The sequence below is a fragment of the Staphylococcus sp. HMSC072B07 genome, from assembly GCF_001815505.1.
GTDB classification, from domain to species: Bacteria; Bacillota; Bacilli; order Staphylococcales; family Staphylococcaceae; genus Staphylococcus; species Staphylococcus simulans.
In genome coordinates this window covers 36,818-60,918 of the sequence record NZ_KV820902.1, presented here as the reverse complement: position 1 = coordinate 60,918, position 24,101 = coordinate 36,818, and the positions used below count along the sequence as shown (strand labels likewise).

The 24,101-nt window shown below is 36.4% G+C and carries 20 protein-coding genes and 1 pseudogene; 12 read left to right on the top strand and 9 right to left on the bottom strand.

Features of this window, described 5'->3' with window-relative positions:
* From HMPREF3031_RS03810 to HMPREF3031_RS03800, 3 genes and pseudogenes are all read right to left on the bottom strand, one after another.
* Positions 1-314: pseudogene (locus HMPREF3031_RS03810) on the bottom strand (type I phosphomannose isomerase catalytic subunit); the annotation flags it as partial.
* Positions 315-327: 13 nt separating this feature from the next.
* Positions 328-2,301: a PTS fructose transporter subunit IIABC gene (locus HMPREF3031_RS03805; RefSeq protein WP_070724623.1), complete on the bottom strand. Its 1,974-nt coding sequence runs from the start codon at positions 2,299-2,301 to the stop codon at positions 328-330.
* A 78-nt stretch (positions 2,302-2,379) separates the two neighbouring features.
* Positions 2,380-4,245: a BglG family transcription antiterminator gene (locus HMPREF3031_RS03800; protein ID WP_002480245.1), complete on the bottom strand. Its 1,866-nt coding sequence runs from the start codon at positions 4,243-4,245 to the stop codon at positions 2,380-2,382.
* A gap of 175 nt (positions 4,246-4,420) precedes the next feature.
* On the opposite strand from HMPREF3031_RS03800, the gene HMPREF3031_RS03795 reads away from it, so the two are divergent.
* The 3 genes from HMPREF3031_RS03795 to adhP all read left to right on the top strand — a co-directional run bounded on the left by HMPREF3031_RS03795 (position 4,421) and on the right by adhP (position 6,983).
* The gene (locus HMPREF3031_RS03795) at positions 4,421-4,930 is read left to right on the top strand and encodes a YagU family protein (protein WP_070724621.1); all 510 of its coding nucleotides are present in this window, start codon (positions 4,421-4,423) and stop codon (positions 4,928-4,930) included.
* 142 nt (positions 4,931-5,072) lie between these two features.
* Positions 5,073-5,867: a D-alanyl-D-alanine carboxypeptidase family protein gene (locus HMPREF3031_RS03790; RefSeq protein ID WP_002480247.1), complete on the top strand. Its 795-nt coding sequence runs from the start codon at positions 5,073-5,075 to the stop codon at positions 5,865-5,867.
* Positions 5,868-5,972: 105 nt separating this feature from the next.
* Entirely contained in the window at positions 5,973-6,983 is a 1,011-nt protein-coding gene (gene adhP, locus HMPREF3031_RS03785) for an alcohol dehydrogenase AdhP (RefSeq protein WP_002480248.1), read from the top strand.
* A gap of 136 nt (positions 6,984-7,119) precedes the next feature.
* Here the strand turns inward: adhP and HMPREF3031_RS03780 are convergent, their stop codons facing one another.
* Both HMPREF3031_RS03780 and HMPREF3031_RS03775 read right to left on the bottom strand, forming a co-directional pair.
* The gene (locus HMPREF3031_RS03780; protein WP_002480249.1) at positions 7,120-7,641 is read right to left on the bottom strand and encodes a DUF805 domain-containing protein; all 522 of its coding nucleotides are present in this window, start codon (positions 7,639-7,641) and stop codon (positions 7,120-7,122) included.
* A 192-nt stretch (positions 7,642-7,833) separates the two neighbouring features.
* Positions 7,834-10,671 carry a YhgE/Pip domain-containing protein gene (locus HMPREF3031_RS03775; protein ID WP_070724619.1) on the bottom strand — a complete coding sequence of 946 codons (2,838 nt, stop codon included), beginning with the start codon at positions 10,669-10,671 and terminating at the stop codon, positions 7,834-7,836.
* A gap of 208 nt (positions 10,672-10,879) precedes the next feature.
* Here HMPREF3031_RS03775 and HMPREF3031_RS03770 point away from each other — a divergent pair, with 208 nt between their 5' ends.
* Positions 10,880-13,081, top strand: a complete 2,202-nt coding sequence (locus tag HMPREF3031_RS03770; protein WP_002480251.1) for an amidase domain-containing protein — start codon at positions 10,880-10,882, stop codon at positions 13,079-13,081.
* Between the two features lie 79 nt (positions 13,082-13,160).
* On the opposite strand, the gene HMPREF3031_RS03765 is transcribed toward HMPREF3031_RS03770, so the two are convergent.
* Positions 13,161-15,116, bottom strand: a complete 1,956-nt coding sequence (locus HMPREF3031_RS03765) for an LPXTG cell wall anchor domain-containing protein (RefSeq protein WP_002480252.1) — start codon at positions 15,114-15,116, stop codon at positions 13,161-13,163.
* 143 nt (positions 15,117-15,259) lie between these two features.
* Positions 15,260-16,036 (bottom strand): HNH endonuclease, encoded by a 777-nt coding sequence (locus HMPREF3031_RS12960; protein ID WP_002480253.1) that lies wholly within the window; start codon positions 16,034-16,036, stop codon positions 15,260-15,262.
* Positions 16,037-16,216: 180 nt separating this feature from the next.
* Between HMPREF3031_RS12960 and HMPREF3031_RS03755 the strand changes: the two genes are divergently transcribed.
* Positions 16,217-16,954 carry an NAD-dependent protein deacylase gene (locus HMPREF3031_RS03755; protein WP_002480254.1) on the top strand — a complete coding sequence of 246 codons (738 nt, stop codon included), beginning with the start codon at positions 16,217-16,219 and terminating at the stop codon, positions 16,952-16,954.
* A 116-nt stretch (positions 16,955-17,070) separates the two neighbouring features.
* On the opposite strand, the gene HMPREF3031_RS03750 is transcribed toward HMPREF3031_RS03755, so the two are convergent.
* Complete coding sequence (locus HMPREF3031_RS03750; protein ID WP_002480255.1) at positions 17,071-17,751, bottom strand: type 1 glutamine amidotransferase domain-containing protein; 681 nt, start codon at positions 17,749-17,751, stop codon at positions 17,071-17,073.
* A gap of 344 nt (positions 17,752-18,095) precedes the next feature.
* Here HMPREF3031_RS03750 and HMPREF3031_RS03745 point away from each other — a divergent pair, with 344 nt between their 5' ends.
* Both HMPREF3031_RS03745 and HMPREF3031_RS03740 read left to right on the top strand, forming a co-directional pair.
* Positions 18,096-19,049 carry an LLM class oxidoreductase gene (locus tag HMPREF3031_RS03745; RefSeq protein WP_002480256.1) on the top strand — a complete coding sequence of 318 codons (954 nt, stop codon included), beginning with the start codon at positions 18,096-18,098 and terminating at the stop codon, positions 19,047-19,049.
* Positions 19,050-19,053: 4 nt separating this feature from the next.
* Positions 19,054-19,293 carry a DUF896 domain-containing protein gene (locus HMPREF3031_RS03740; RefSeq protein ID WP_070724617.1) on the top strand — a complete coding sequence of 80 codons (240 nt, stop codon included), beginning with the start codon at positions 19,054-19,056 and terminating at the stop codon, positions 19,291-19,293.
* Positions 19,294-19,379: 86 nt separating this feature from the next.
* Here HMPREF3031_RS03740 and HMPREF3031_RS03735 read toward each other — a convergent pair whose 3' ends face one another.
* Entirely contained in the window at positions 19,380-19,961 is a 582-nt protein-coding gene (locus tag HMPREF3031_RS03735) for a histidine phosphatase family protein (RefSeq protein ID WP_002480258.1), read from the bottom strand.
* Positions 19,962-20,256: 295 nt separating this feature from the next.
* Here HMPREF3031_RS03735 and HMPREF3031_RS03730 point away from each other — a divergent pair, with 295 nt between their 5' ends.
* The 5 genes from HMPREF3031_RS03730 (at position 20,257) to HMPREF3031_RS03710 (ending at position 24,018) form a co-directional block, all read left to right on the top strand.
* Positions 20,257-21,213: an NAD(P)-dependent oxidoreductase gene (locus HMPREF3031_RS03730; RefSeq protein ID WP_002480259.1), complete on the top strand. Its 957-nt coding sequence runs from the start codon at positions 20,257-20,259 to the stop codon at positions 21,211-21,213.
* A 12-nt stretch (positions 21,214-21,225) separates the two neighbouring features.
* A complete protein-coding gene (locus tag HMPREF3031_RS03725) occupies positions 21,226-21,585 on the top strand; it encodes a cupin domain-containing protein (protein WP_002480260.1) in 360 nt (119 codons plus the stop codon).
* A gap of 187 nt (positions 21,586-21,772) precedes the next feature.
* Complete coding sequence (locus HMPREF3031_RS03720; RefSeq protein WP_002480261.1) at positions 21,773-22,396, top strand: LysE family translocator; 624 nt, start codon at positions 21,773-21,775, stop codon at positions 22,394-22,396.
* A gap of 232 nt (positions 22,397-22,628) precedes the next feature.
* On the top strand, positions 22,629-23,153 hold the full coding sequence (locus HMPREF3031_RS03715) for a VOC family protein (protein ID WP_002480262.1): 525 nt from the start codon (positions 22,629-22,631) through the stop codon (positions 23,151-23,153).
* A 124-nt stretch (positions 23,154-23,277) separates the two neighbouring features.
* Positions 23,278-24,018: an SDR family NAD(P)-dependent oxidoreductase gene (locus HMPREF3031_RS03710; protein WP_070684455.1), complete on the top strand. Its 741-nt coding sequence runs from the start codon at positions 23,278-23,280 to the stop codon at positions 24,016-24,018.
* Positions 24,019-24,101 lie beyond the last annotated feature (83 nt).

The following is a 24,101-nucleotide window of genomic DNA, read 5'->3' as shown; positions in this document are numbered from 1 at the left end:
CCTTCATATGCTTTCGCGTATACATCATCTGGATGAACTTGAACAGATAATTTATCATTCGCATCTAAAATTTTTGTTAAAAGTGGAAACTCGTCTTTTTGGTCATTTCCAAACAATGCTCTATCTTCATTCCACACTTGTTCTAACGTTTTACCTTGATGCTCACCATTCTCAATCACATTTGAGCCGTGTGGCAGGGCTGAAATTGCCCAACATTCACCTGTTAAATCATTTGGGATGTCGTAATTAAATTGTTTTAATGCTGTGCCTCCCCAAATACGTTCTTGAAATACTGGTTTTAGAAATAATACCATACGTTATCATCCTTTATATTGCTTTTAGTATGTCGTAAATTGTCTCTTTGTCTTCTGCAGTGATTAATTTTTCACGTGTTTCATCGTCCATAAGAGTCTTAGATAATCGTTGTAATAATTTTAGATGTGTATCATTACTGTTGTTAGGTACGACAATTAAGAACACGATCTTAGGTAATGAGCCATCTAAACTTTCCCACTCAATACCGTTTTTATTTTGTAATACTGCAACTACAGGTTGTTTGACTGCATCTGATTTCGCATGTGGGATGGCTACGTTCATACCGATAGCTGTCGTAGATTCAGATTCACGTTTTAATACAGAGGATTTTACTTGAGCAAAGTCTTCAACATAGTTTTGGTTTTTTAGTTCTGTGATGAGTCGATCAATCACATCATCACGTTTCATTTCACTGTTAGTTAATTCGATTAGGCTTTTATGGAAAACAGTACCTTCTTTTGTTTCTTGTGTTTCGTTTGTATTTGTGTCTGCGTATACCGGTTCTGTTTGTGTTTGAGTTATATTTGTTTGCGGATCTTGTTTATCAGAAAGTTCTGTTGTTACACCTTCTCCTTCAAGTACAGCAGTCGGTGCATTTTTCTTGAATAATAAAACTGTTGCTGTAGTGATTAAACTACCGACAATAACTGCAATGAAGAACCACAACACGTGCTCAATGCCACCCAATACTGCAACAATAGGACCGCCGTGAGCTACTCTGTCTCCTACGCCACCTAAAGCTGCGATAGCTGCTGCCACCATAGCCCCAATCATATTTGCTGGAATGATACGAAGCGGATCTTGTGCAGCGAATGGAATCGCGCCTTCAGTAATACCGAATAGCCCCATTGTGAATGACGCTTTACCCATCTCTTGTTCTGAGTTATTAAATTTACGTTTTTGAATAAATGTCGCTAACCCTAAACCTATTGGAGGCGTACATACCGCAACCGCTACCATACCCATTACTGCATAGTTACCTTCAGCAATTAATGCTGAACCGAATAAGAATGCTACTTTGTTGACTGGACCACCCATATCAAATGCAATCATGGCACCAATAATGAGTGCGAGAACAACAATGTTCGCGCCTTGCATACCTTTTAACCAACCAGTTAATGCTGTAAATACGCCTGAAATTGGCGCACCAATAACAAAGACAAATATTAATCCAACTACTAATGAAGCTAAAATTGGAATAATGATAATCGTCATAATTGGTGCCATAGCTTTAGGCACTTTAACGTTTTTAATCCATTTCGCAACATAACCAGCGATAAAACCAGCAACGATACCGCCTAGGAATCCTGCACCAGCTTCACTGCCATAGAAACTTCCGTCTGCTGCAATAGCACCGCCAATCATACCTGGTACGAGCCCTGGCTTATCAGCAATACTATAAGCGATATAACCTGCTAGTATTGGTACCATAAAGCTAAATGACAATGCTCCGATTTTCTCTATAGATTTCCAAAATGAATCATCTGGAATGACTAAACCTTTAGCTGAAGGTTCACCGCCAAGCGTTAAGGCAATGGCAATCAATAATCCACCAACGACGATGAAAGGCACCATAAAGGACACACCATTCATCAAGTGTTGGTAAATCATTTGTACGCCGCTCTTCTTCTCTTCTTCTTCATAACTGTCATCTTCTGAAGCACCTTCATGATGATAAATACGTGCATCTTTATCAATAATACGTTGTATTAATTCTTTTGGATGATGTATACCTTCTCTGACATTTTCGTTAATTAAACGTTTACCGTTAAAACGTGATAAGTCTACTTGTCTATCTGCCGCAATAATAATACCGTCTGCTTCTTTAATTTCTTTTGCTGTTAATACATTTTCTGCACCTACGCCGCCTTGTGTCTCAACTTTGATATCTACACCCATCTCTTTAGCTGCTTGCTCTAATTTTTCTTGAGCCATATATGTGTGTGCGATACCATTCGGACAAGACGTAATCGCTAATATTTTCATGTGAATCACGCTCCTTAGTTAAAGTGTAAGCGCTAACACCAAGACATAAAAAAAGATAATTACCGTTACTAGTGGCAATTATCCTTTAATCATTTTCATTAGTTTAGTTTTAAATGATTGTGCTTCAAGATATATAAGCTCATCTATAGCTTTTTCATCCAGTTGTGCGATAGTTTGAATTATACGTTTTGTAAGTTGAATATCTTGTTTAGTCGTTGCTAAGAAGAAAGCTAATTTAACTTGGTGCTCTTTCCAATAGAAACCTTTAGTGCTTTTAAAAACAATGACATGAGACTTTAATACTTTCTCAGGGTTGCCATGCGGTATAGCAACTTGATTTCCTATATAGGTTGAAGACATTCTCTCACGTTCTAAAGCACTTTCGATATACCCTTCTAATACAGCATGATTATTACTCAGTGTGTCTTGCGCTTTTTCAAATATAGAAGCAGTATTAAATGCTTTTTCACTTTCTGTTTCAACTATAAAGTTCACACCTGAAAACTCATCTGACTTCATAGCTGGTTTTAACTTTTTGGCCATAAATGTTTCTAATTGATGCTTATCATCATCGCTTAAAAGCGGTGACACCTGAAGTAACTCTACATCTTCTGTAAGTTGATCAATAATAATATCATGAGTTGTGATTAGCATATCAATTCCTGTGAAATCATAATGATCGATATCTTCCAATCTAATCGTATCTTTAACTTTAATATGATTACTTAACTTCGAAACTTTTGTAGCAAGTAATTGAGAGATACCAATTCCATAATAACAGGCAATCACCACATTTAAATGATGTTGTTCATTACGATCAATTGAAGATTGAAAATGTATTGTCAGAAAGGCAATCTCATCCTCAGTTAATTCTACACCCGCTTCTTCTGTCATTTGTTGCCCAATATCATAAAGTACGTTAAAAATGAACGGATATAGTGCTTTAATTTCTTTAGTCAGTGGATTGTTAAGGTAAACTTCTTTCATAATTCTTAAATATGTCCGTCCAAAATGGGAATAGAGGTTCTCTTTTAGCACTTGGTCTTGCGTAAAGTGTACGCCTACTCTTTCTTCCATACGTTCAATCATTCGGTTAATATAGCTTTCTATAAATAGTTGTTGCACGCCTAAGTCAAACTTATTAAAGTGATAGCTAATAAAAAATGAGAACAGTTTAGTCACTTGTAAATTTAAAGTGTAGCCTAACTTAAGGTTTATTTCTTCAATAATCTTATTTGAAATTAATAATGCTTCTTCATTTAACCCCCCGTTAATATTCTCTGTAAAGCTTCTCTTCATAATTAAAATCAAATGAATCAATAACTGTTCAACTTGAATATCTGAAGTTTTAATGTCAAAGTCATTGAGATTACGTTTTATAATTTGTGTGATTGTATCTACATGCGCTCTAGGCAACTCGTCTAATATAAGTGACTCTACACGATGATTACGCGTAGAAAGCTGATTTAAATGAAGTGTGGCATTGTTTAGGTTAGTCTGACTTCCTACTACTTCTATACCTTTGCGGGGCTTAACATTGATAGCTACATCAAACTTTTCACACCAGGCATGAATACGTCCAATATAATCAAGTATTTCTTTCTTAGTCAGATGATACGTTTTTTCTAATTGATGTAATGTTAATTGAGTATCATTCATCAATAGTTGATAACCTAAAGTTACTAGTATTTTATGGTCTTTATCAGTATATTCTTCGAGTCGTTTTTCAACTTCTTTAATAGTATATTGCTTAGTGCTGATTTGATAACCTCTTGATTTTACACTTACTATTAAATCTTTCATAAAGTTTGTATTCACTGCTTTAATATCATTTCTCGTGGTACGATTCGATACATTCAAGAAAGTGGCTATGTCGTCAGACGTAAGATACTGTTCTGCATTATTAATAAAAAGTTGTATTAATTTAATCTGTCTTTCAATCATAGAAACCACCTCCTATTTATTATATTTAGTTTAAAGCACTTTAATAAAAATTCCTATCTTTTATATTAAGCACAATTTCTTATCCTGCTAATTGATCTTCAACTTTCTTGAATTTGTTATATTATACACAACCTTAACATGCTAATATAAGATTATTGTTAAGGAGGAGAATTTTATGCATCAAGAAAAAACAAGTTCTACATTTCAATTTATCTACACTGCGGTCATTGCAGGATTATTATCAGGAATTGTCAAATTAGGTTGGGAAGTCATGTTTCCACCTCGTACTCCAGAAAGAAATGCTACTAACCCACCTCAACAGTTATTGCAACAATTTGGATTTTCGCAAGATTTTACACACCAAACCTATCAATTTTCAAAACAAATGTTACCGTGGGTCAGCTTTATCGTTCACTATAGTTTCTCTATTGTGATTGCAATAATTTATATTTATTTAGCTAAAAAACATCCAATTGTTTATGCAGGTTATGGCGCTCTATTCGGCGTCTTTATATGGGTAGCTTTCCATTTATTGATTATGCCTGTTATTCAAACTGTTCCAGCACCTTGGGATCAACCATTTGACGAACATCTATCTGAATTATTTGGTCATGTAGTATGGATGATGACAATTGAATTAGTAAGACGTTATGCAATCTACAAAGATAAGACCTTAAAATCATAATATCATTTAACTTACGACTGTCCTTATTTTGACTAAATATCACTTGTAACAAATTTTCTACAGCTTTTATATACACAACTAATTCTCCTTTGATTGATATACAATAGTAATATATTGATAATTACAACAAAGGAGCATCAGTGTGGAAAAGCCAAAGACAATTCAAATGTTTGTTGAGAAGATGAATGAAAAAGCAGCTAGTATTGGTATGTCTCGTTCTATGTTTAAAAATCCTACGGGTTTAACGGAAAAGTATCAACTATCAACGAGTTATGATCTGTCATTGTTAACACTACATGCGAGTGCGAATGTGGATATTGTGAGAATTTGGAAGAAGAAGCATTATTCATTCTGGGTTAAGGGTCCTAATGCAAGACGTATGGATCTCACAACAAGAGTAGATAATGAAAAACTGAATCAATATTACGATATTTTAGGCGGCAAAACTGGAACTGTGGGCTTTATAAAAAACCTATGTCTTTTAATCTATGATGGTGAGACTGTCTATATCGTAACCTTGCTTAAAGCGAGAGGTAATCGATTCCATCAAGCTAAGTTACTTATTGATTATCTTTTAAATAAAGGTTCTCTAGATGGTGTAGATACAACAGCTTATACAGTTTTAAAATACCCATCATGTAATCCTTATTTATTCACACGTTTCAAACCAGAAATTCTTATTTCTAAAAACGGTAATGCGCGCAATAATCCCGCAAGTCTAACTAAGCTATTGACGTTGTTGACCGCTTTAGATTATCCACTGGATTTAAATAAAAATTTAACTGTTAAGGCTGAAGATATGGCTGAAGATAACCTCAACGACATTAGAGAAGGAGATATTATCAGCTTAGATGATGCCTTACATTTAATATTACTGAGATCTTCAAATATTATGGCTAACATGCTTAGTAGATATGTCTCAGAACATTATCTTTAATGTTTAAATACTTATATAAAAGTTACTAAATTAGCCTTATTTACGATAACCTTATTGCTCTCAATATTAATATAATAGTATTGATTAAGTAAGGAGGTTTTCTAAATGAAAGCAATTGTAGTAGGTAAAGATCATCAACCCCAAGTTACTGAGAGAACATTACGCCCTTTGAAATACGGTGAAGCATTATTAGACATGGAATGTTGTGGTGTGTGTCATACAGACTTACATGTTGCCCATGCTGATTTCGGCGATGTGACTGGCACTATTTTAGGTCATGAAGGTATTGGTATTGTAAAAGAAGTCGCTGAAGGTGTTACAAGCTTAAAAGTAGGAGATCGTGCAAGTGTGGCATGGTTCTTTGAAGGATGCGGCCACTGTGAATATTGTACTACAGGTCGTGAAACACTATGTCGTGAAGTTAAAAACGCTGGTTATTCTGTAGATGGCGGTATGGCACAAGAATGTATCGTTACTGCAGACTATTCTGTTAAAGTTCCAGATGGTTTATCATCAGAAGCTGCCAGCAGTATCACATGTGCAGGTGTCACAACATACAAAGCGATTAAAGAATCAGGCGTACGCGCTGGTGAATGGCTTGTTTTATTCGGTTTAGGTGGACTTGGAAACCTAGCTTTACAATATGCGAAAAAAGTATTTAACGCTAAAGTTATCGCAGTCGATATCAATGACAGTCAACTTGAATTTGCGAAACAATACGATGCAGATGTCACTTTAAACCCTAAAGAAGTGGATGTCGCAAAATACATTCAAGAACATGTAGACGGTGCACATGCGGCAGTTGTTACAGCGGTTGCTAAACAAGCCTTCAACGCAGCTGTTGAATCTGTACGTGCTGGCGGTACTGTAGTCGCAGTCGGCTTACCAACAGAATCAATGGACTTATCAATTCCACGTTTGGTATTAGACGGTATTCGTGTTGTAGGTTCACTCGTAGGTACACGTGAAGACTTAAAAGAAGCTTTCCAATTTGGTGCTGAAGGTCTAGTCGTACCAAAAACACAATTACGTCCAATGGAAGATGTTCAAGATATCTTCAAAGAAATGGAAGAAGGTAAAATCAACGGCCGTATGGTTATTGATTTACGCCATTAATCATAATCTTAAAACACAACTAATTTAAATAACACTTGATTAAAAATAGATAGAAGCTCTGAAGGAAATCTAATTACTGATATCCTTCAGAGCTTCTTAGTTTTTGTTCAATAAATATATTCAAATTAATCGTTTGTTATTCAACTTCTGCATCTTGCGCTAATGGGTTGTTTGAAACAGCTTTACTACTGCCGCCATCACCGTAATTATTCGGTGCTTTGTCCCCTGGCAGTACCAATAAGTAGATGATATAAAGTGTAACTAAACCAGCAACCACAATACCGAAGACACCTGCGAATGCTGTGGCACCTAGTACCCAACCTTCGCTCGCATTCGCTGCCAAGACAACGCCAAAGAAGAAAACAAGTGTTCCAACTGAAGCGATAAAACCGCTGATATATGAAATAATCGCAAATAACATTGTACGGTTTGTATCGTGTAAACGTCTAACCATCACAGTGAAAGATGGGATGATAATCGCAATGCCAAAGATACTACTTAATAAACCTCCTGAAAGTGCCCCTAACACAGTTGAAATTAAAAAGTTAATCCAAAATGGATGCCAATAATCCGCTCGATCTGAACGTCCCTTCACATCTAAAAAGCGAATCCAAAATTGTTTATAGCTTTCAATAATTTGATTCGATTGATTCTCCATCGTATGCCTCCCCTTTATTTGTTAGGGTCATTATACCCACAACCAATTGAATATCTCAAATTAATTTTAAGTAAATAATTTGTTAATTCATATAAAGTGTTGCGTTCTTTAAGATAAACAAAAGTATAAAAAGAGACCTGAAATCAAAGCTGACTTCAAGTCTCCTATTTACTGTGTGTATGTTGTTTTATCTTATTCTAAGACATCACTTTCTTCTGCTTTCTCTGACACTTTTCTCATAATCGGATCTGTGATTGGTTTAAAGATAATACCGATAATAAAGAATGCGATGCCGAAAATCAGAAGAATCACTAGTTTTTTGGTTAAAATTTCAGGCACAAAGCCACCGACCGCTTCTCTCATCACATCAATCGCATACGCAAACGGCAAGTATGGATGAATCGCTTGGAAGAAATGCGGTGTGACCTCAATTGGGAACGTACCGCCCCCACCTGCGATTTGTAGGACTAACAAGATAATCGCTAAGGCTTTACCAGGGTTTCCAAGTAATGATACCAGTGTATAAACAATCGTCACAAAGACGAGTGAAATAATCACAGATAACCCGATAAACCATGCGACATGTTCAACTTGGGCTTTCAAAATCACAATATCTCCAATAGAGACAATCAACGATTGAAGAATACCGATAATATAAAACAGACCAAGTTTTCCTAAGTAAGTTTCTCTAGTAGTAATACCCGGCAAGTCCGCAACATGCTTATTATCTGTCGTCAATAAGCTCACCATCAATAACGCACCAACCCAAATAGACAATGCTGTGTAGAATGGTGTACTTGCTGAACCGTAGTCTTTGACTGGGAAGATATCTTTTTCATGAATCTTAATCGGATTCGCAATGACATCTGCTTGCTTCTTCAAGTCATTTTTCAGTAAATCCACTAACTTATCTACTGCGTCATCATCTTCCACTTCATCAAAGAGCTTATTAGCTTTCGCTAAATCTTTCTCAAGATCCGGCAAGTCGTTTCTGATAAATTCAGCTAACTTATGCAAATCTTCTTTCGCTTGTGGTTGATTTTCATCTAACAATTGCACAATACGGTCATAACGATCAAACAGTGTCGGCAGATTCGCATTAACAGTTGCGGTAGTGTCCGCAAGTTGTTGTTCTAGACCAGGCAAGTCATTTCTCACGAATGATGCAGCACGTTCCACACCTTGCTTAAACTGCGGATAATAACGTTGTGCAGTCGCTACCGCATTTAAGTAACGTTGTTCTAATTGCGGTAAGACACTTTGGATTGTCTCAATACGATCACCTGCGACATTTAAAATAGATTGGCCTTCATCAATCACTTGTTGAATCGTATTCAGCTTAGATTGAACGGTAGAAAGTTTTGCTTCTCCTGTATTCAAGACAGCCATAATGTCTTGTGACACATTGATTAAGCGTTGATTCAAGTCTGATTTAATATAGTTTCTTAAATCACTTAATGCATCATTAACATTCGGAATTTCTTTTAATAATTTTACTGCTTCAGCTTTACCAGAACTACCTTGTTTCAAGGCATCTCTCAATTGATTTTGGAGCTTAATCACATGATTGACTCTGTTATTTGCTGCTTCTAGGGTTTGAATTTCTTTAGATAAGTCAACATGTTCACGATTTTCTAGTTCAGACAAGATATCAATCAGTTGTTGGTTGGTCTTGCTTGTCACTTGCAGACGTTCAATCAAGTTATCTAACGTACTTTCAAATTCTTGAGGTTTGTCAGACGCTAAAATACCATAAGTTACTTCTTCTAGCGCTGCTAAATCTTGTTGGCTCGCTTCTGATTGTTGTTCTGTTTGTTGAGAAAGTGATAAGAGTGCTTTTGATAATGAAGACTCCATCGCATTCGCATCATTTGGATTAATCGTATCCGTGTTATTTGAATCCTCACCATTAGTACTCATTTGTGAAGTACGTATTCCAGAGAAACGTCCATTATTTGTTGTACTTTGCGGTGCAGTTTGTGCTCTTTCGTTTAATTCATTTTGCACATTTTGATCGACTTCTTGTGCATTATCAATCACTTGTTGGTAACTGCCTACACGTTGTTTTACCGCTGATAAGTAACCTTGTGCTTCATTTAAACCTTGTTTGCCAGCTGTAACACCATTACTAGCAATGTCTACACCACGATTAATACGTGGGAAAGCTTGCGGTACATCATTTGAAGCAACATCTAAGGCACGCTCTATATTCGGTAAATATTCATTTAACGCTAAGATTAACTTTGCACGTTCATTCAATGCTGGAATGGCTGAATTCACTGCGTTTAATTTATCCTGCGCGTCTAAGATATCTCCTTTATATTGATTTAAACCTCGGAATTTATCTGCGTATTCATCTAATTGATCTTGGTTTTGGTCAAGATACAGAATCTTTTTCGCAAATTCATTAATTTTCGGTACTGAATCATTCGCAGTCTTCACTGCTTTTTGAATTTTATTAATCGTTGGTATTTCTTCCTCAAGTTTCACACCTAAACGATTGGCTTCATCTAACAATGCTTTTGTCACTGTTTCATTAAACTGTTCATTCGCTTTTTGAACAATTGCACTCGTTCCTGCATCTGTCATTTTCGGCGCAATCGCGTTTAATTTCTGGTTCACTTTGTATTCAACGTTCGCTTGTTGCGGGTCTTTTCTCAGTGTGCCAGTAATTTCATGTGTAAACTTGTCTGGTATGTACATTGCGGCGTAATATTTACCCATTTTCAAATCATGGTCTGCTTTTTTCCGACTGACAAACTCCCAGTCAAAGTGGTCATCTTTTTTCAAGTTATCGACAATAGTGTCCCCGACATTGATTTGTTTGCCTCGGACTTTATCGCCATTATCTTCATTGACAACTGCGATTTTAATATTTTTGGTATTACCGTAAGGATCCCAAGTCGCATCTAAGTTGAACCATGCGTAAAAGGACGGCAATATCGCTATTCCGCCTAAAATCACTAAAACGGACGGGTGCTTGATAATTTTCTTTAAATCCATCAGGAACAGCTGTATCGCGTTCTTCATTTGTACACCTCTAAAATTTTTATATCTATTTTGGTTTCACATTAATTTCAAATTACTGTTTGTTTCTCTTGAATAAATTGATATAATGGCCTCATTAGTAGGGTCACTCTTTAAAAGTTAACAACTAGTCATAATACTGCTTTTAGTGTACCAAGTCAAACATCCGTTTGTACACAGTAAACTAATATATTTTAAGAGAGGTATTTCCATGAAGAAACAAAAACTATTGGTCTGTATGCTTTCTACTTCATTGTTAGTTCCATCCTTCCCTTTAAGTGATGTACAAGCAGAAACAACAGATAAAGTCACGGCACCTTCACAGTCTGATGCATCATCTTCAGACCGTGCCTCAAACACTAAACAGGACACACAAGAAAATCAAAAAGAAACATCTAAACCACATAAAGCATCCAAAACGCAATCATCTGATTCAGACACATCTCTAAAATCAGATGAGAAAGATGACGTTGAGTCAGAGTCTGAAACAAATACACAATCAAAAGATACATCTTCAACACCTTCAGATAACACAACACGAAATGAGGTTGAATCAGATTATGACGCACATACATTAGACTTCTTCAAATCTACACCGAAGCGAGATTCATCTAGCCGCTTCGAAAGCCTATTCAACCGTCTCTTCCCAAGTTATTCAAACCGTTCTGAAACTACGGATACCAATCAAGAGACAAGCGACTCTAATGCTAGCAATGAACAAGCTTTAGACAATAAAAATGAAACCTATTATCAAGGTCAGCCACAAACAAAAACACCGCCTGAAGAAACACCAATTGAAACAGACAAACAATCAGAAGACAGTACAACTACATCAAACGAAACAACACCTAAAGAAGATACACCTTCTAACCAAGAACAGTCATCTGACACATCTTCAAATACAACACCTGAAACTTCTCAAGATGACCAAGATATCTTTAATAAACTAGATGAAGCCAGCAACAATGTCACAAACAATAATCAAGAAGAAACTGAACAACCAACAGAAAACAAAGACTCAGCACAACCAAAACAAGCTGATGACGCTAATCAAACGACACAACCTAAAGAAACAGAAACAAATTCAAACAATGAAGATACAGCTGATAATCAAAACACAGCTGATTCAACACAAACAGAATCTAAAGAGGATACAAATGACACATCTTCTAAGGCAGATGACCGTGTCTTAGAATCTATTTTGGATCAATACAGTGAAGACGCGAAACAAAATAAAGCAGATTATGACGCACAAAAACAAAATGACAACAATTCAAATCAATCATCTGAAGATGCATCTAAACAAAAATCGAATCAGAACGACACAAGCAATGCTTCTAACCCACAATTACCTTCAAAAGCACAATTGGAAAATAAGAAAAAACCAGCACAATCTTTTGAAGATGGTCTAAACCGTTCAGATATCAGAACAACTGCGACATTTGAATTATTACCAAATCTCTCAAGCGATAACAGTGAATCTGGTGACATCGCAGTAACTGAAAATAAAGACACACGAGACTTTATTAAAACGATTGCGAAAGATGCCCATGACGTCGGCCAAGATGAAGATATCTATGCCTCTGTGATGATTGCGCAAGCAATTTTAGAATCTGATTCAGGCAACAGTACATTAGCGCGTGCACCGCATTATAACTTGTTCGGAATTAAAGGGGCTTATAAAGGGCATTCCGCAAACTTCAATACATTAGAAGACAGTGGAAGCAGTATGTATCAAATTTCAGCCGCCTTCCGCAGTTACCCAAGTGAAAAAGAATCGCTTGAAGATTATGCAGACTTAATCAAAAACGGCATCGACGGCAATCCAACAATTTATCAACCGACTTGGAAAAGTGAAGCAGCCACGTATCGTGATGCGACAAGACATTTATCACGTACGTATGCGACAGATACACGCTACGCAGATAAATTAAATAGTTTGATCAAGCATTATGATTTAACGCGCTTTGATAAGAAAACAATGCCAGACCTTGCAGACTATCAACCAAGCGATGAAGATCATGAAGGCGACTTCAAACCGTTTGCGGAAACTACAGACAATATGCCTTATCCACACGGTCAATGTACATGGTATGTCTATAATCGTATGCCGCAATTCAACAAAACAATCAGCGGTGATTTAGGTGACGCACGTAATTGGAATAACCGTGCAGAACGTAAAGGTTACCACGTCTCTTCTACACCTAAAGCACATACTGCAGTAGTCTTTGAGGCTGGCCAACAAGGTGCAGACAGTATCTATGGTCATGTTGCTTTCGTAGAAAAAGTAAACAGTGATGGTTCGATTGTGATTTCTGAATCTAACGTTCAAGGTTTAGGTGTGATTTCGTATAGAACAATCGACGCAGAGGATGCTTCAGAATTAAGTTATATTGAAGGACAAGATAAATAATACAAAAGTAACGCTCCATTCAAAGGACCAAAAACTGGTTTTGAATGGAGCGTATTTGTTTTAACTCGATTATAATTGATTAAGATTGTTTCGCTTTACGACGTTTCACAAACCATGTAAGACCGCCGCCAATGATAATTAACGCAACACCTAATGGTAAAGCAGATTTCTTCGCTATTTCACCTGTGGCTGGTAAATCAAAGTTACCTTCGTCATCAAATAGCCCACTTAAGAAATCATCAGATGAACTGCCTAATGATAGCGCGCGACCTTGTGATGGATTCGGAATATCAGGAATACCATCTAATACGCTGCCACCATTCGCTAACTTGTCTAATAGACTCGGTCCACCGAATAAACCAGATTTACCACCTAGTAAGCCTTTATCTAGTAGACTACCGTTAGACTTACCTAGCAAGCTTGGCGTGTCTTTTAACGGATCAAAGATATGACGGATATCTGATTTTAATCGCGTGATATCACGGTCCGCTTGAAGTAAATCGTTAAGCGGTTGATCAAGTCCCGATTTGAGGACACTTAACAATTCAGCTTTCGCATCGTCTTTTTTCGCAATCACATTCGCCAATGCACGTGCTTTCGCATCATTGAATTTTGTGGCTAAAATCGTTTCAATCGCTTGGCGTTTATTATGTGCTTGGTCAATCACGTTGCCGATAATCTCATCCGCTGAAACATCTGAACCGTAGCGTTGTTTTAATAGTTGAACGAGTTCAGCACTATCTGGACGTTTCGCCATAATTTGACGTGCCATATCTCTCGCTTCATTCTTATCAAATTTCGTCGATAACAGTGTTTGAATTAATGCTTCTTTATCATCCGCTTTATCAAACATAGATTGAAGCAAGCTGTCACTTGTGAATGAACCGAGTCCGTCTAATTGACTCAACACTTGGCTCGCAATTTGCGCATCTGTTTTACCTTTTGTATCAATGCGGTCAATAAGTTGTTGTGCACTTTGTTCATCTACAGTGCTGCCGATAATATCTTTAACAGCTTGTTTTTTGTCAGACGCTGATTTTAAATGATCTGAGATAATCGCATCTTGTTGTTTCAGACTGCTTTTTGTTTTCTCAATTTCATTTTTTAACTGCTGTGCTTTATCTTGTGAAATTTCGCTGCGTTCAGCTAATCTATTTTCTAACGTTTGCAGATTCGCTTCTTTATTTTGGACATATTGGTCTAAATCTTGTTTCGTTGTTTCTCGTGCAGTCGTCACACGGTCAATATCTTGTCTAAGCGTACTCAATGCTTGTGAAGCTTGTGTATTCTCTTCGTTCGCTTTAGTTTCCTCATTGTCAGAACGGTCCGCTTCACCATCATTTAGTTTCCCGTTATCAACTTTATGAGAAAGTGCTTCTAAATCTGAGATAAATGCATCAATACTTTGATTGGCTTTTTCCTGATTTAATTGCGCATCTGCCACTTGTGATGAAGGGTTTGAATCACTTGATTGTGCTTGTTGTGAAGCTTGGTTTAAATCTTCACGCACCTTTTCTAATCGATCTGACACAGCAGTATCTTCCGTTCCTTGAGTAGTATTAGGTTCAGGTTGTGCCTCAGAACGATTTGCGTCTTCTTTTAATAGTGAAGCTGATTGTTCATCATTTTGAGTAGATGTATTGGATTGTGTTTTATTGTCTTTCTCTAAATCAGAAGTTGCTTTCTCTTCTTTAAGTTGTGCTTCTTTCTCTTTCACATCTTTTAAGATTGCGTCTATTTGTGATACACGCTCAGCCTTATTGATATCTGTTTTGAATTTAGTTTTGTCACTGTCATTCATTGTTTTAATACGATCGATTTCTTTTTTTGCTGCTTCTATACGCGACTTGAGTGTTGTAGTATTAGAATTTTTTGTAGCTTTGACATCTGTCTGATCTTCCGCAACCACAGTAGGTGCAGACGTTAAGTTATAACTTAATAATGTCGTACTTAACAATACAACAGCACTTGAAAACTTAAATGAATGGCTTAATTTATTTTTATGATTTAAATCAGGGTATCTCTCTTTTTTCATTCACTTCACCTTTCCTCATCACTATACAGTTATTATTATATTAGTTTACACCTATCATTCAAAGAGGAAACTATCAATTGATTTATTTAATCAAATCTACATAGTTAGGAATCAACAACAGAAATAACCCTGCATTATATAATCTATCTAGCTTTGTTGATTAATTGTTTCAATTCATCGATTTCTAAAGGGCTATCTTTCTTTCTATGAATCATTCTATGACAATTTGGACATAGTGGTACTAAATCGGTTTGTGGATTAACATTAACTTCTTTTCTACTGATATACATCGGTTTAATATGATGCACTTCAATAAATCCTTTACCCAATTCTCCATAGTAGTCTTCAAAGTTAAACCCGCATACTTTACATGTCGTACCATGAATTTCTATAGCTTTTCTTCTTAGAGCTTGATCCCTCTCAAATCTAGTACCATAGCTTTCTATGAGTTTACCTTCCTTATACAAGAAATTTTCTAATTCATTTTCTTCAGAAATAACATTTTGTCCATCATCAAAACTATCTAAAATAAATTCTAGCAATTCATCCTTTAAGGATCTCGGTCCTTGAACATTTCCTTTTAATCCATAACCTTGAAGTTCTTTCAATGTTATAGGAGTTTGTATTTTACTTTTTAATAATTTTAATTCCATGTAATTTCCATAATTGACATAGTTTTCAGTATGAATCATAAACTCTTTATCTTCCATGGACTCAGTTGATTTATTTACATTATTAATCACACACATATACATAATCCCTGAATATGGTTTGCTTACGTATATAAATACTTTATCTCCTGGTCGTGCTGACTTCATATTGTTACTTTGTTTCCAATCTACAACCTCTAACTTATTAAATGCACCAATTACATCATATGATTTTACATTACACGGTATAATCCAATATTTATTGCTCATATCGCACCTCCATTTTTTATTTTTTGTTATTATAATTTTCCCATCCTTACATCATACTAATTATATAAATTTGAACTTTACCCTTTTCTATCTAACTTGCTTAAACATCCCCTTAATCTTAGAATTAATATGAGTAGATCAATACACGAGATGTATTGAATAATTAATGGAGTGATCAGTGTGAATGCTAAAATTGAGCAATTAAAAGAGATTATTGACAGTTCGAATAAAATCGTCTTTTTCACAGGTGCAGGTATTTCTGTTGCGAGCGGTATTCCAGATTTCCGTTCTGTCGGCGGTTTATATGAAGCTGTCGCAGAAAAAGGTTTATCTCCGGAATATTTATTAAGTCATGACTACTTACAAGATAATCCTGTAGGCTTTATGGACTTCTGTCATGAGTATTTATTATTTGCGGATAAAAAACCGAATAATGTGCATGAATGGATTGCACAGTTAGAAAAAGAAAATCGTTCACTCGGTGTTATCACACAAAATATTGATGGTTTGCATTCAGATGCAGGCAGTGAAAATGTAGATGAGCTACACGGTACTTTAAACCGCTTCTACAGCATCAACAACCCTAACGATGAGTATTCAAAACCTTACGTCATCGACCATCATTTACGTAACAGTGAACAAGACGGCAGTCCAATCAGACCAGATATCGTCTTATATGGCGAAATGTTAGACCAAATGACAATTATGAGCGCCATCAGCAAAATCAAACAAGCCGATACACTCGTTGTCTTAGGTTCATCACTCGTTGTACAACCTGCCTCTGGTTTAATCTCAAACTTTGAAGGTGAAAATCTTGTCATCATTAATAAAGATGTGACACCTTATGACAGTGACGCAGATTTAGTCATTCATGATGATATGAAACATGTCATCAACGAACTCAATAAAATAGATTAATCCAAAGTGGTTAATCTCATAGTATTAAGCAACCCTCTGAGCATAAACTTCATACTCAGAGGGTTTTGTTTATCTTAATTTAGACGTCCTTAATAACGGACAGTCTTCATTCATTTTTATTTTCCTAAAGCTTTCAGCGTATCTAACGCAACTTGTTGGGCTGATTGAGGGTTTTGACCTGTGATTAATCGACCGTCTGAGACTACAAAGTTTGACCAGTCGTCACCTTTCTCATAGCTTGCGCCTTTATCAATTAAGGCATCTTCTAATAAATAAGGTAAGTTATCTGTAACACCCATTTGTGATTCTTCACTGTTAGAGAAGCCTGCGACTTTCTTACCTTTAATTAAGTTTTGGCCATTATCTTTAATGTTTAATAAACCTGCTGGACCATGACAAACAGCTGTGACATAGCCATCGTTAGAATAAATTTTCTCAGCTAATTCAATGAGACCTTTATCTTTTTCAAAGTCCCATACAACACCATGGCCGCCTGCGTAATAAATCACTTCATAATCATCTGGATTTACTTCTTCTGGTTTCAATGATTCATTTAACTGTGTCATGAATTGATGATCTGTATAATACTTCCAATCTACATCAGACATAAAGTCTTCTTGTAAACTTGCGGGATCAATGGGCACAAAGCCACCTTTAGGACTTACATAATCAATTTCATAACCTGCTTTATAGAACTCGTCCGCAAAGTGTACAACTTCTCCAAGCCAAGCACCTGTTGGACGTGGTAAATCTGGATATTTTGATGTGTTTGTGACTGCTATTAGAATTTTTTTCATTACGCTTCACCTCTCTCTATTTATTCACTGATTTGGAATTGATTAATCATAGCTCACAATTAAAATGTTCACTGCTGATCAGTTTTAACAATGTTGATATTCAGAAATTTAATTTCGTTCACATCGTCATAATTGTTAAAAAACCCCTTAAAAGTTGCACGCTTTATTTTTGTTTTTTATTTTAAAACCGCGTCAAATCAACGTTTTTGACCTTTTTTGACTAAATCGATAAACCGCGTGAGCATAAGGTTTGTGTTAGTTGTGTATACGTTGTAGAATAATTGTAGACAACTTGGTTAGAAGAACTAAAGTTTGTCAGATTAATCAAGTTAGGAGGGATAGACGTGACAACAATCGAACAACACAATGGTTTCAAGCGGACGTTTCAAAAGGGTCATTTAACCTTAGGTTTAAGCATTCCTTTTGATAACTCTGAAAAAATCGCATTGTCGTTTGATCAACAAGCAGAATTAGCGCAGTATGCTGAAGAACTTGGATTTACAAGCCTATTTGTGCGAGATAACCCATTATATAGTCCACACTTAGGTCCAGTAACGACAAACTACGATCCGTTTGTATTTTTAACTTACCTCAGTGCTAAAACGAATAAAATTGCTCTCGGAACAGCTAGTATTGTTGCGACATTACGTCATCCAATTCACGTTGCTAAAGCAGCCGCTACTCTTGACTTGGTGTCAAACGAGAGATTTTTAATGGGACTGGCAACTGGAGACCGTTCTTTCGAGTTTCCAGCTTTCAAAGTCGAGGAGAAGAATTTGCATAATCATTTCAGAGATGCTGTTTCTTCTTTGAATGCACTGTGGCAAGACCACTCTCCAAACATTTCAAACTCAATCTTTGAGCTATATGAGGATTCTGGTCTGCAAGTTTTACCAAAACATCACCATATCCCGATTTTTGCGACGGGAAATGCGAAACAAGATTTAGACTGGATTAAAGAAAATATGGATGGTTGGATGTTTTATCCACAAGAATTCCAAATGCAGAAAGCTTTACTACAAGCTTGGCATGATAATGATGTATTCAAACCATTCATGCATCCACTCGCATTAGATTTATCAAAAGATCCAAATGAAAAAATCAAACCCATTAAGGGTGGCTATAGATTAGGCAGAAATACTTTAATCAATGTATTAAAAGCATATGAACGTATCGGTACAAACCATATCATGTTGAAATTAGTCACACATGAAAGAACGTACCAAGATATTATGAAAGAATTGGGAGATTATGTGATTCCACATTTCCCACCAAACGAAATCAAGGAGGAACAATAATAATATGAAAATTTTAGATAGAATTAATAAACTTGCTAATAAAGAAAAAGAAATGGTATTGAGCACTTCAGAAAAACAAGAACAACATGAATTAAGACAAGAATACCTTAAAATGATTCGTGGCCAAGTTGTGAGCACATTCTCAACATTGAAAGTTGTAGATCCACTTGGCGAAGACGTAACACCAGATAAAATTTATGAATTACGCGAAGAAATGGGTACTTTAGACTTAAAACCTGAATAAAAATTTTAAAATAGATGAATAGCAAACCTAAAATAGTAAAGGGTTGGACACTTCTGATGGAGTCGTCCAACCCTTTTTTCTTTGGATTAAGCAGGATGAATTGCTTCTATAAATGTAAAAGTTTCATCCTCATATTCAAATTTTAAAATACAACAATTCGTTATCTTTATTTGTTTTACCGCTTCTATCGGCAAACAATAATGCGCAAATAAGAATAAGATATCACCATGACTCGCTGCTACTACATTACGATGCGTCGTCTCTTTTAATACGCGATGTAATGTCTTCACAGTACGTGTTTGAACTTCTTCCATCGTTTCTCCGCCATAAGCCGCAAAGAATGAACCAAAATCAACTACGCCATTTTGATGTGGCGGATTCAATAATTCCGGCTCTCCTTCAAACAATCCATAATTCCATTCTTTAATCCCTTTTAATCTTGTATAGGTTTCATTTGGAAATAAAATTTCTAACGTGTCAGAGGCACGTTCTTGTGTAGAAGAGAATAATTCATAATCTGTCAGGTTTAATTGATCGAAATACAGCTTCGCTTGTGCAGCTTGTTGTTTCCCTAGTTCTGTTAACGGTGAATCTGAAGCACCTTGAATCTGATGTTTCTTATTAAATAACGTTTGTCCGTGTCTGATTAAATACAAAGTCTTTTTCATGTTGTCTGCTCCTCATTTTAGTCATTTCATGATCAGTATGTCTTTGTTTGTACTAAAAATGATTGATGTTCCCTTTCATCATATCGAATCTATGACATAGTGAGTGCTATACTTTTTTACGATTTTGATACATCTTTTAGTGGTTTCATCTGATTATGTAGCACTTTTGTTCATTTCGCACAAAATAGAGGTGTGAGTTTAGCACTTTATGCACTTCTAATATTCTGATTCCATGATAAGCTATAGATAAAGATTGTGAAAGTTTTCACAAAGTAATTAAAAGGAGCGATTGAATATGACAAAAGTATTAGTAGCAGGTGCGATTCCAGAGGCGGGATTAAATCAACTTAAAGAACATTTTGAAGTAGATATGTACACTGGGGACAAATTAATCACTGAAGATGAATTGATTGAACGTATTAAAGATGCCGAAGGCTTAATCAGTTTATTATCTACAAATGTAAGTGAAAAAGTTATTGAAGCTGCACCGAACTTAAAAATTATCGCAAACTATGGTGCGGGGTTCAACAACATTGATATTCAAGCAGCTAGAGCACGTGGTATCGATGTTACTAATACCCCGATTGCTTCAACTAACGCAACAGCTGACCTGACAATGGGTATTTTATTAGCGGTAGCACGCCGCATCCCTGAAGGCGATCAGTTATGCCGCACAAAAGGCTTCAACGGCTGGTCTCCACTCTTCTTCCGCGGACGTGAAGTCTCAGGCAAAACTATCGGTATCATCGGACTAGGTGAAATCGGTTCAGCAGTTGCTCGCCGCGCAAAAGGTTTCGATATGGATATTCTTTATTCTGGTCCATCTCGACATGAAGAGAAAGAACAAGAACTTGGTGCACGCTATGTATCACAAGATGAACTGTTGAAAGAAGCTGACTTCGTCGCAATCAACTGTTCTTATAACGAAAGCATGCGTCACATGATTGATTATAACGAAATTAAAAAAATGAAACCAACAGCGTACTTGATTAACGCATCTAGAGGTCCAATCGTATATGAAGCTGAATTAGTTAAAGCTTTACAAGATGGTTTAATCGAAGGTGCCGCATTAGACGTCTTCGAATTCGAACCAGAAATTACTGAAGAACTAAAATCTATGGATAACGTGGTCATTACACCACATATCGGAAATGCGACATTTGAAGCACGTGATATGATGGCTGAAATTGCCGCAGGTAACGTTGTCAAAGCGCTCACAGGTGACACACCGGATTATATTGTAAATAAATAGGAGTGATAATCAATGGTCGACACACACCAACGCTTTTTTAACATGAAAGATCTACCACGCTTCTCTGAGGAAGCAGCACAAAAGACAGTCTTTTATCAATCTGAACATTCAGCTGGTGCCGTTTGGTGCATGAAACCAGGTCAATCTCTACAATGTCATACCCACCAAAACGCAGATGATGTATGGATTGTGACACAAGGCGAAGGCACATTCTATACAAACGGCGGTCAGGAAAGAACTATCAAAGCGGGCGACATCATTGTATCATTACCTGGCGAAGCACATGGTATGACGAATACAGGAGACGAAGACTTTATCATGCTTGGTTTCGCAACACCGATGCCATTAGACTTTATTCCATACGAACACTAAGTAAACCAACCAAAACTACTATCTTAAAATAAACCATAACCTAACCCAACTTGAGATGAATGATATTACTACCCATAATGTCATTCATCTTTTTTTATGTTCTGACACGATTTTAAATTTCCGGTCTCATAGCGTGATAAGTCATGCTAAGATAGAGGCATTACAATTTTAAAGGGAGTGCTCGATTATGGATTCATTGATCAGTTTCATTTTAATTTCATTGCTGATTATCGTTATTCCTGGCCCTGATTTCTTCATCGTGGCTACGAATACAATGAAAGGCAGTACTAGAAATGGCGTAATGGCTGCATTAGGTATTTCTTCTGCACATGTCGTCTACTCTGCGATTGCTGCACTTGGTTTAATCTTTATCTTAACGAGCTCATATTATGCGTTCATCACGATTAAGTTTCTTGGTGCCGTTTATATTGCTTACTTAGGTTTGAAAACTATCTTAAACGCACGTAAGGCAAGCCATATTACTACATCATCAACTTACCCTATCAGACACATCAGTTTGTTTAAATCGTTTAGACAAGGATTTATGAGCACGATTTTAAACCCTAAAGCGATTCTCTTTTACATATCTATCTTGCCGCAGTTTGTGACTAAAAGCGAAGGTTCATTAAAAATTATCGCCCTATCGGCACTCTTTATCGCACTGGTCTTTATTTGGTTTTTCATATGCAGTTTCTTATTCACACATATCAAGAAACTCTTCAATCAACCTACTTTCAAAATGGTATTTGACTATATCGTCGGTGTCATCTTAATCGGACTGGCAATCAGTATTTTAAAATTTGAACGTTAATTTACACGCAGGTTATTTAAAATGACCTGCGTTTTATGATTTGAAAAGCTTTATAAATCATTAATCACTATAAATATTTATGATTATGTTAATATGGATGATGAACGTCAACTAATAATTTTGCAAACATACTTTTACTGTCATTTATATATTTATTGAATACTTTAAGCATAATAGACACAAGTCAGGTAATACTACAAATAGAGAGATAGATTAAGAAAGAAGTGATTAAATGGCGATTACAAGAGGGATTAATCATATCGGGTTAACTGTGCCGGATATTGAAGCGGCAACACGGTTTTTCAAAGAAGCTTTAGACGGTAAGGTGGCTTACGATAGTCAAACAGAAATGGATCAACCTCGTGGCGGTAATGATGTAGAACGTTTCTTAGACCTTGAGTCAGGCGCTAAAATCATTAAAAAGCGTATGATGGTTTTCGGTAATGGCCCGAATATTGAAATGTTTGAGTTTGTCCATGCGCATCAACAAGCACCCGCTGCGCTTCAAGATATTGGGTTTACGCATCTTTCTTTTTATGTCGACGATTTTGAAGAAGCACTCGAGCGTATGGTAGAAGCAGGTGGCGAACCTGTTTCTGAACCGCATGAGAATACACGCTATGAAGATTCTGTCGGAAACGAAACTATTTATATTAAAGCACCATGGGGCAGCTTAATCGAGCTTCAAACCATCCCAAACGGTTACTATTATCCTGAAGATAGTGAAGCTGAAGTCTTTATTCCTAAAGAAGATTAAATTATGAAATTAAGATATCTGAATCGTGACACATAGAATATATCAGCTAAGCTGTTTTGATGATATTAAGTCGGTCATATCTTAAGATAGATATACTGTATATTTTAAAGAAAGGTGATTTACTTTGGGTAAATTAGATAATAAAGTCGCAATTATTACTGGGGGGTCTTCAGGTATTGGAGAAGCGGTCGCAAAACGATTCGCAGCTGAAGGCGCTAAAGTTGTGATTGTGAATCGTCATAAAGAGAAAGGCGAAAAAGTGCTCAAAGCGATTGAAGACAATGGCGGCACAGGTCTAGCGTTAGGCGTAGACGTAACGTCTAAAGATTCGGTGGAAGAAGCGGTTAAAACAATCAAAGATCACTTCGGCACAATTGATATCTTATACAATGGTGCTGGTGTTCATGATGGTTATAAAGATGCTTTAGAAACAGACGAAGACACATTTGATTTGTTAATGGGTGTAAACGTGAAAGGTGCTTACCTCTTCACACACGCTGTATTACCTACATTCTTAGACAATAATAGCGGTGTCATCATCAATGTAGGTTCACAAGGTTCATCTATGGCAGGTGTCGGCGGCAGTACGTATGTCACTACAAAACACGCAATTGCCGGTTTCACTAAACAACTAGCCTATGACTTCGGTCACAAAGGTATCCGCGCAAATCTCTTATCACCAGGATTTATCGAAACTCCTATGACAGAGGGTGTTGATGAACAACGTACGAAAGAGATTCCAGCTCAACGTGCAGGTAAACCAGAAGACCTCGCATCAGCTGCAGTCTTCCTTGCTTCTGATGAAGCAGCTTATGTCCAAGGCGCTGAACTTAATGTAGATGGCGGTTGGACTGTAGGAAGATAAAATAATGAATTAAGAAAATAAGCTTTAAAAGCACTGTATAACTGATTTAATCAGCCTTATACAGTGCTTTCTTACTATATAAG

Coding starts and splice junctions, on each gene's coding strand:
- adhP (WP_002480248.1), top strand. CDS start 5,973: ATGAAAGCAATTGTAGTAGGTAAAGATCATCAACCCCAAGTTACTGAG.
- HMPREF3031_RS03725 (WP_002480260.1), top strand. CDS start 21,226: ATGGTCGACACACACCAACGCTTTTTTAACATGAAAGATCTACCACGC.
- HMPREF3031_RS03750 (WP_002480255.1), bottom strand. CDS start 17,751: ATGAAAAAAATTCTAATAGCAGTCACAAACACATCAAAATATCCAGAT.
- HMPREF3031_RS03775 (WP_070724619.1), bottom strand. CDS start 10,671: ATGAAGAACGCGATACAGCTGTTCCTGATGGATTTAAAGAAAATTATC.
- HMPREF3031_RS03720 (WP_002480261.1), top strand. CDS start 21,773: ATGGATTCATTGATCAGTTTCATTTTAATTTCATTGCTGATTATCGTT.
- HMPREF3031_RS03805 (WP_070724623.1), bottom strand. CDS start 2,301: ATGAAAATATTAGCGATTACGTCTTGTCCGAATGGTATCGCACACACA.
- HMPREF3031_RS03715 (WP_002480262.1), top strand. CDS start 22,629: ATGGCGATTACAAGAGGGATTAATCATATCGGGTTAACTGTGCCGGAT.
- HMPREF3031_RS03735 (WP_002480258.1), bottom strand. CDS start 19,961: ATGAAAAAGACTTTGTATTTAATCAGACACGGACAAACGTTATTTAAT.
- HMPREF3031_RS03740 (WP_070724617.1), top strand. CDS start 19,054: ATGAAAATTTTAGATAGAATTAATAAACTTGCTAATAAAGAAAAAGAA.
- HMPREF3031_RS12960 (WP_002480253.1), bottom strand. CDS start 16,036: ATGAGCAATAAATATTGGATTATACCGTGTAATGTAAAATCATATGAT.
- HMPREF3031_RS03795 (WP_070724621.1), top strand. CDS start 4,421: ATGCATCAAGAAAAAACAAGTTCTACATTTCAATTTATCTACACTGCG.
- HMPREF3031_RS03770 (WP_002480251.1), top strand. CDS start 10,880: ATGAAGAAACAAAAACTATTGGTCTGTATGCTTTCTACTTCATTGTTA.
- HMPREF3031_RS03800 (WP_002480245.1), bottom strand. CDS start 4,245: ATGATTGAAAGACAGATTAAATTAATACAACTTTTTATTAATAATGCA.
- HMPREF3031_RS03730 (WP_002480259.1), top strand. CDS start 20,257: ATGACAAAAGTATTAGTAGCAGGTGCGATTCCAGAGGCGGGATTAAAT.
- HMPREF3031_RS03780 (WP_002480249.1), bottom strand. CDS start 7,641: ATGGAGAATCAATCGAATCAAATTATTGAAAGCTATAAACAATTTTGG.
- HMPREF3031_RS03765 (WP_002480252.1), bottom strand. CDS start 15,116: ATGAAAAAAGAGAGATACCCTGATTTAAATCATAAAAATAAATTAAGC.